Here is a 6,061-nt window from a genome sequence, read left to right as displayed (position 1 = left end):
GTCCACCCTTTCTATCGGTGGACACCCTTTGCCTCAATCTCGTTAGCCAGAAAAGGTGCCTAGAAATGCGCGCTTACACCGAATCAGTTGCCGAGAATTTTCCTTGAAGCCTGTGCTGTCGGTAAATTTCGGTCGCAATGTTGAACACAGGCGACTATAATAGATGGGGTATTCGAGCGCTCCTGCACAGCAATTTCGAGCCTGGTTGAAACATTTAGGAGTTTCACCGGCACCATGCGGAGCTAATCATCTAGTCGCCATAAAACCCCAATGTCAGATAGCCGGTGAGCGTGAAAGGGGCACGCGCTCATGTTCCTTCATCGGTCTTCGGTCGTCCGCCTGAACGTTTTAGTGATAGCGGTAGAAAACAATCTATCTCGTCAGCACTGAACGTCATGTCTTCCATTTTCTGAAGACGCTTCTGAGCCTCAACGTAGGCTTTGCCATCCGTTTGTGGCGCAGATTGATAGAGTGCGGCGAGCATAGTCTGCAACTCGTCACGACGCTCAACGGCCGCCTGCCGGTCAAGAGCCGGCAGATCCGTGAGGAGCGAAAGGTAACACTCGCGGACGTTCCACAGTTTCGCCGCGGCATCGCGGTGTTTCTGCGCGGTCGCGCCCAAATCGAAGTTCTTGAGGTAGGTCGTCACGAAGAGCGTCAGGAATGACACCAGAACCGTTGCGACCTCGAGCCACGTCTCATTCGTTACAACTACACCAACAGCGCCCGTGCTCGTCGCTGCGGTGAGGACGATCTGTCCAACCTTAAACCGATTGAGTTTTTTAGTGCAGTTGTCGGCCATCCTCTCGTGCGTCTTGTGTGTATAGACCACCCGACCGAAGCACTCGCGGATTTGATCCTCAAGGGTGATGTCATAGTCAAGCTGCATGGTCGCCTACTTCAGCGCTCTGTGCGCTAATGGGAACGAGGATGTCATCTCGCGCGACGACAACACCATTCAGGACCGCATAGCATTCTACAAGGTGGTTTCCCCGGAAGTCGGTGCTTTCACGCTGTTCCCAATTGCCATCGTCACGGATAATTTGGCCGCGGATCATGTCGCGCCGCTCAGCCTCGTCTCCTCGATTCAACACTTTCCAATAGATGTCGACGTCATCGGGGAGATCGGCGCCGTCCGCGACGAAGAATCGAAGTTTTTTCTTGCGCAGAAGGATGCCGTGCCGATCGAGAAGGTCGAGCAAGCGTGTGGCCCGGAAACCGTTCTGTGTAACCTCGCAGTCGATCCGCATCTCGTACCGGACATCCAACGGAAACCGATCCTCAACAAATTCCTCGGTGTTGCGAAACGCTGCTTTGGCGAGCGTGGCTTCTGTTTCCGACTTGGATGCGGGAGCGGGATAGCCATTGCCGAACACATCACGCCACTTCTGGCGCTCATTCGCCTGGCCGCTCGCCTCGATAGCCTTCAGGCAGAGTTCGTGGGCCTTCTTTGCCTTCCGCTCGAACCTCTTCTTTACCCGTACGCGCTGTCGGCTGCCGAGGGCGGCGTATTCCGACTGTTTGGGTTGGTCAGCCAGGAACTTGAAGAAATCTCGACACATATAATCGTAGTAGAGGTAACTTTTCTCGTCGTACTCATCGGTCGATTCAAGAAAGTTGTAGGCGAGCGTATCAATCAGAAGGCCGCCGATAGCCACGCCGTGCTTGTTCTTCCAAGCGCGAGCCATCTTACACAAGCGCCGGAGATTCCGATTCTTCCGCTCATTAGCCGCCCGCATCTCATCGAGTTCGGCTTGGGGCTTTGTGATCTTCCATGATCCTCCGTTCGCGGTGTCGGGATATTTGTAGCTTCCATCCGCCTCCCGAAAAGCGGGCATAACCTCAATATGGAAATCCTTATAGAGGACCCGCACAACTAGCCGATCGACCTTCACCGTTGTCGATGGATAGCGCGCCTTGATCGCATCCTTGGTGTCGCGAAGGAGCTCGTACTGTCCGCCATCCTTGTAGGTATCCCACTCAGAGGCCGGGACAATGTAGATCATGTCCAGATCGGAAATGCCCTTGATCGCCGTCCAGCGACCATAGGAGCCGACCTGAAGGCTGTTGGCAGTTTTCGACTCGGTATCTCGAAATTGCTTGTTCAGCGCGGAGGTGATCTCGCCATAGCGAAGCGAGATAGTTGCTGAGTTATCTACTTTGATGTTGTCGAGGAAAGTCCTGAAGTCGTCCGCGATGCCCACGTTGCCCCCTGTCGGCTCTAGGGATGATGCACGCCGTAGGTTCCGAATCGACGAGCTGATGTTCCCATTTTGTGCTCGTGCTACCGTATCCGTCAAACCACGCAACATGATCTGCCAACAGAAAAAATGCTGAAGGCTTCGTAGCGATCAAGTTCACAATGGTAGTTTTCGTGCAAAGACCCCGCGTTGCGATGCTCTCTCGCGAAGAACGACTGAAATAGTCGTAGTTTACAAAACCGCCTGAAGATTGGTTATGAGAAGTGCCGGTCCTTGATTCGAAGGGAATTCGGCATGCCCCAAAGCCATTTTATCGGGCTGGATGTCTCGGCTCGCACCGTCAATCTCTGCGCAGTCGATCACGACGGTCACGTCGTGCACGAACGCAAACTTTCCTCCGACCCGGAGGAGATCACGCAGCATCTCCTGTCGCTTCCATTCCCGATCGTTCGCGTCGGTCTCGAAGCCGGCATGCTGTCGCAGCATATCTATGGGCAGTTGGCGGAAGCCAACATCCCTGTCATCTGCGTCGAGACCCGGCATATGAAAGCGGCACTCGCGGCACAACTGAACAAGACTGACCGACACGACGCACGTGGGATCGCCCAGATGATGCGCGTCGGACTGTTCAAGCCGGTTCACGTCAAAACACCGAATAGCCAGCGCCTGCGCACGACCCTCACAGCACGGCAGCTTCTGCGAAACAAACTCCAGGACGTCGAAAACGAAATCCGCAGCCTCATCCGGAACTTCGGCTATCACCTCGGCAAGGTGACGGCTCGCGACTTCGAGCCTCGGGTGCGCGAGCTGATTGCCGACACGGACCTGCACGCCGTGGCGGACGCTCTGCTGCTGGCACGGCGCGGATTGCGGGAGCAGTTCGGCCGGTTGGACGACATGCTTGTCCGATTGGCCCGCCAGGATGAAGTGGCACGCCGGTTCATGACCGTTCCTGGCGTCGGTCCTCTTGTCGCGCTGACGTTCCGAGCGACAGTCGATGTCCCAGCCCGCTTCACGCGCTCGCGAACAGTCGGCGCACACTTCGGACTGACACCGCGTAAGCAGCAATCCGGTGAGGTCGACCGCAGCGGCCGGATCTCGAGATGGGGCGATGAGATGATGCGAAGCCTGCTCTATGAGGCTGCGCAAGTTCTGCTGACGCGAGTGAAACGGTGGTCGGCGCTCAGGGCATGGGGCGCACAGATCTCGCGACGCCGAGGCCACAAGAAGGCGATCATCGCGCTGGCGCGGAAAATCGCCGTGATCCTCCATCGCATGTGGGTCGACGGAACGGAATTCGACTGGGGCAAACGGCCGGAAGGCGCGGTCTCATCGGCATAAGGTTCGACCGGGTTCAGTCCCGGTCGAGGCACCTCCCCGCGAGGGGACGGGGAACGGCGAGCGCGCAAATACGACTTGACCACCAAGGCGATGCCGAGGTGATGTCGCAAAATAGATTGTCCCGCCGGCTCCTCTGATCCCATCCTGTGGCGGTCCCGTACCGACCACGAAGAGAAGCATGATCCTCGCGGGCGTGTCGCTAAACCTGGTCGTCGGGCTGGACCAGATCGACGTGGCTGACGCCGAGGGCCTGGGCCAGTTCATATAGCGTAATCACGGTCGGGTTCCTCCGGCCGCGTTCGAGGCTGCTGAGATATTGCTGGCTGAAGCCGGAACGTGCTTCGACCTCTTCCTGGGTCAGACCTTTCTCCCGACGCAGGCGGGCGAAGTTCCGGCCGACCAGTTTGCGCATATCCATGCGCAGGAAGATCGCGATTTACATACTTTAAGTTTATCAACTATAGTATGTAAATGAACCGCCGGGGAGTGAGGGAAACCACGCTGTCAGGTTGGTCCGAATAGAGAAGTCGTAGTTCTGGCGTGCGCGTAGGTCCGAATGGGAGGTGATCATGCATGATCACCGCCCGACAATCACGGGCCGCACGCGCGTTGCTGGGTTGGACACAGGAGACGCTCGCTGACGAGGCCCGGGTAGCATTGACCGCGCTCAAGCGCCTTGAATCCGACAGCGGATTGGGGACGCACGAGATGACGCGCGACCAGGTTCGACGAGCGCTCGAGGCCGCAGGGATCGTTCTCCTTTCGACCGACAAGGGAAAAGGGGTGCTGCTCCTGAACGACGGGGCCGACACTCCCAAGCCGCGGCGTTGATCGCGCGGTTGCCAGGCCTTGTCATAAAATGCAGCTATTTCCCGTGGGAAATAGTGAACGAATATGGCGCGCGTGAATAGGTGAGCTCGATGGGGCAGGCAACGCAGACGTTTCTGGAAGAACCACCGTTCAGCGAGACGCTCACATCTTATGATCGTGAGCACATGAAGCTCTATATGCGATTGCTTGATGCCGAGCGCGACGGCGCTGACTGGCGTGAGGCAGTGCACATCCTGTTTGGCCTCGATCCCGATCGTGATCCCAAGCGCTGCCGCTTGATCCACGACGCGCATCTCGATCGCGCCCGTTGGATGACCGAGCACGGCTATCGCGAACTGGTCCGTGAAAGCCAGCGGAAGTCGCACATCAATAGGTGATGCGTTTCGCGCATCACCTATTGATGTGCGACTGACTTCCCCAGATCAACCCAAACGGGAATCGTGAACCCTCCAAAGACTTAGAAAGAAACTTGGGAGGATCAGCGATGACACCTGACGCATCGACCTGGCGTTCCTCGGGATATGAGCACCTGGATAGATTGACCGCATCCGATCTGGCCTGGGAATGGCTCCGCCGCAACGACGCCTATGATGCAGACTTCGAGGCTTCGGCCTCTGGCCGCGGAACCCACACGCCGCTGACCGAGCAAATTCGGCGGCGGTGGGGGTTGCGATTTCCCCGTCGACCCCCTGACACCGCCTCCTGACGCTCCCGTTTTCTGGCTCACGCAGGAAGACACGAGCGTCGTCGTATTGACCGAGGCCCCGCCTGACCTCGACGCTAGTCTCGCAGGTGCTCCTCCCGAGCCATGGCGCCGCTATCCGCCGATGGGCGAAGATGACACAGCGTTTCGCTTTGCTCTCGAAAACGGGCAGCGTCTCCAGATCATCGACTGCGCCATTGACGGGCAGACGGTTGCTGTCGCCACCATACCCCTCGGCATAGACGGCTTCGACCGGATCGAAGCGGTCTATCGACTTCTCTCGGCCTTGCACGGCCGCGCCATTCCGCCCGACACGCGCCTGACACGTCAGCAACGCGCCCGCCAGCGCCGGATGCTGCGCGCCTTCGACGGCTATCGCGCCGGCGCGACGCAGCAGGAAATCGCCGAGGTCATTTTTCACATCGACCATCTCGGCCGCGACGATTGGCAGGCGTCTTCCGCCCGCCACGCCATCAAGGCGCTCCTGCGGGACGCCCGCGCCATGGTCGCGGGCGGCTATCGAAAACTCCTTCGTCATCGCCGCCAATCCTAGCCCGGTCTCGCCCCGCGCATGGTGGGCGAATTCGATACTCCCCAACTTCGCCCTGCAACTCGCCGGCTCTCCTCCGCCACCGTGGTCGTTGCCCGCCGCTGATCCGCGACGGCCGTCCCCAACACCACGGAGGCCCGATCCATGCCACACGCACCCGTCGTTCTCCCGCCGCGCTTCCTGCGCACCAAGGAAGCGGCCGAGTTTCTCAGCCTCTCGGCCCGCACTCTCGAAAAGCACCGGACCTACGGGACGGGCCCGGCCTATCGCAAACTCGGCGGTCGCGTCGTCTATGCCATCGACGACCTCGAAACCTGGGCGGCTCGCGGCGCGGTGACGTCGACCTCCGATCCGCGCGGCTCCGTGCTGCCGGCAAAGCGCCACGCCATATCGTCCGGGCCGCAGGTCCGCCGCTACGCCCGCTGACCGCGGCCG

Annotated in this window: 9 protein-coding genes; 6 read left to right on the top strand and 3 right to left on the bottom strand. The window is 59.1% G+C overall.

All coding sequences use genetic code 11. The features are described 5' to 3' along the window. Positions 1-307 precede the first annotated feature (307 nt). Entirely contained in the window at positions 308-889 is a 582-nt protein-coding gene (locus tag KWJ32_RS21235; protein ID WP_151610485.1) for an SLATT domain-containing protein, read from the bottom strand. After that, positions 879-2,204, bottom strand: coding sequence for a nucleotidyltransferase (locus KWJ32_RS21230; RefSeq protein WP_151610484.1), 1,326 nt, complete (start codon positions 2,202-2,204; stop codon positions 879-881). The genes KWJ32_RS21235 and KWJ32_RS21230 overlap by 11 nt, the downstream gene beginning before the upstream one ends. A gap of 291 nt (positions 2,205-2,495) precedes the next feature. Here KWJ32_RS21230 and KWJ32_RS21225 point away from each other — a divergent pair, with 291 nt between their 5' ends. Further along, positions 2,496-3,542 carry an IS110 family transposase gene (locus KWJ32_RS21225; protein ID WP_151610483.1) on the top strand — a complete coding sequence of 349 codons (1,047 nt, stop codon included), beginning with the start codon at positions 2,496-2,498 and terminating at the stop codon, positions 3,540-3,542. A gap of 199 nt (positions 3,543-3,741) precedes the next feature. On the opposite strand, the gene KWJ32_RS21220 is transcribed toward KWJ32_RS21225, so the two are convergent. Next, a complete protein-coding gene (locus KWJ32_RS21220; protein ID WP_151610482.1) occupies positions 3,742-3,960 on the bottom strand; it encodes a helix-turn-helix transcriptional regulator in 219 nt (72 codons plus the stop codon). A gap of 155 nt (positions 3,961-4,115) precedes the next feature. On the opposite strand from KWJ32_RS21220, the gene KWJ32_RS21215 reads away from it, so the two are divergent. The 5 genes from KWJ32_RS21215 to KWJ32_RS21195 all read left to right on the top strand — a co-directional run bounded on the left by KWJ32_RS21215 (position 4,116) and on the right by KWJ32_RS21195 (position 6,052). Next, positions 4,116-4,373, top strand: a complete 258-nt coding sequence (locus KWJ32_RS21215; protein WP_151610481.1) for a helix-turn-helix transcriptional regulator — start codon at positions 4,116-4,118, stop codon at positions 4,371-4,373. A gap of 89 nt (positions 4,374-4,462) precedes the next feature. After that, complete coding sequence (locus tag KWJ32_RS21210; protein ID WP_151610480.1) at positions 4,463-4,750, top strand: DUF2285 domain-containing protein; 288 nt, start codon at positions 4,463-4,465, stop codon at positions 4,748-4,750. A 107-nt stretch (positions 4,751-4,857) separates the two neighbouring features. Continuing rightward, entirely contained in the window at positions 4,858-5,079 is a 222-nt protein-coding gene (locus KWJ32_RS21205) for a DUF6499 domain-containing protein (RefSeq protein ID WP_084438147.1), read from the top strand. A 46-nt stretch (positions 5,080-5,125) separates the two neighbouring features. Next, on the top strand, positions 5,126-5,629 hold the full coding sequence (locus KWJ32_RS21200; protein WP_256886219.1) for a DUF2285 domain-containing protein: 504 nt from the start codon (positions 5,126-5,128) through the stop codon (positions 5,627-5,629). Between the two features lie 141 nt (positions 5,630-5,770). Then, the gene (locus tag KWJ32_RS21195; protein WP_151610478.1) at positions 5,771-6,052 is read left to right on the top strand and encodes a helix-turn-helix domain-containing protein; all 282 of its coding nucleotides are present in this window, start codon (positions 5,771-5,773) and stop codon (positions 6,050-6,052) included. Positions 6,053-6,061: the final 9 nt, after the last annotated feature.

The sequence above is a fragment of the Ochrobactrum sp. BTU2 genome (assembly GCF_024539785.1).
GTDB lineage: Bacteria > Pseudomonadota > Alphaproteobacteria > Rhizobiales > Rhizobiaceae > Brucella > Brucella anthropi.
Note: the sequence above shows the minus strand (reverse complement) of the source record. Positions and strands in the feature narration are given on the sequence as shown.

Excerpts from the sequence above, each read along its gene's own strand:
- KWJ32_RS21235 (WP_151610485.1), bottom strand. The coding sequence starts at position 889 with ATGCAGCTTGACTATGACATCACCCTTGAGGATCAAATCCGCGAGTGC.
- KWJ32_RS21225 (WP_151610483.1), top strand. The coding sequence starts at position 2,496 with ATGCCCCAAAGCCATTTTATCGGGCTGGATGTCTCGGCTCGCACCGTC.
- KWJ32_RS21220 (WP_151610482.1), bottom strand. The coding sequence starts at position 3,960 with ATGGATATGCGCAAACTGGTCGGCCGGAACTTCGCCCGCCTGCGTCGG.
- KWJ32_RS21215 (WP_151610481.1), top strand. The coding sequence starts at position 4,116 with ATGATCACCGCCCGACAATCACGGGCCGCACGCGCGTTGCTGGGTTGG.
- KWJ32_RS21210 (WP_151610480.1), top strand. The coding sequence starts at position 4,463 with ATGGGGCAGGCAACGCAGACGTTTCTGGAAGAACCACCGTTCAGCGAG.
- KWJ32_RS21205 (WP_084438147.1), top strand. The coding sequence starts at position 4,858 with ATGACACCTGACGCATCGACCTGGCGTTCCTCGGGATATGAGCACCTG.
- KWJ32_RS21195 (WP_151610478.1), top strand. The coding sequence starts at position 5,771 with ATGCCACACGCACCCGTCGTTCTCCCGCCGCGCTTCCTGCGCACCAAG.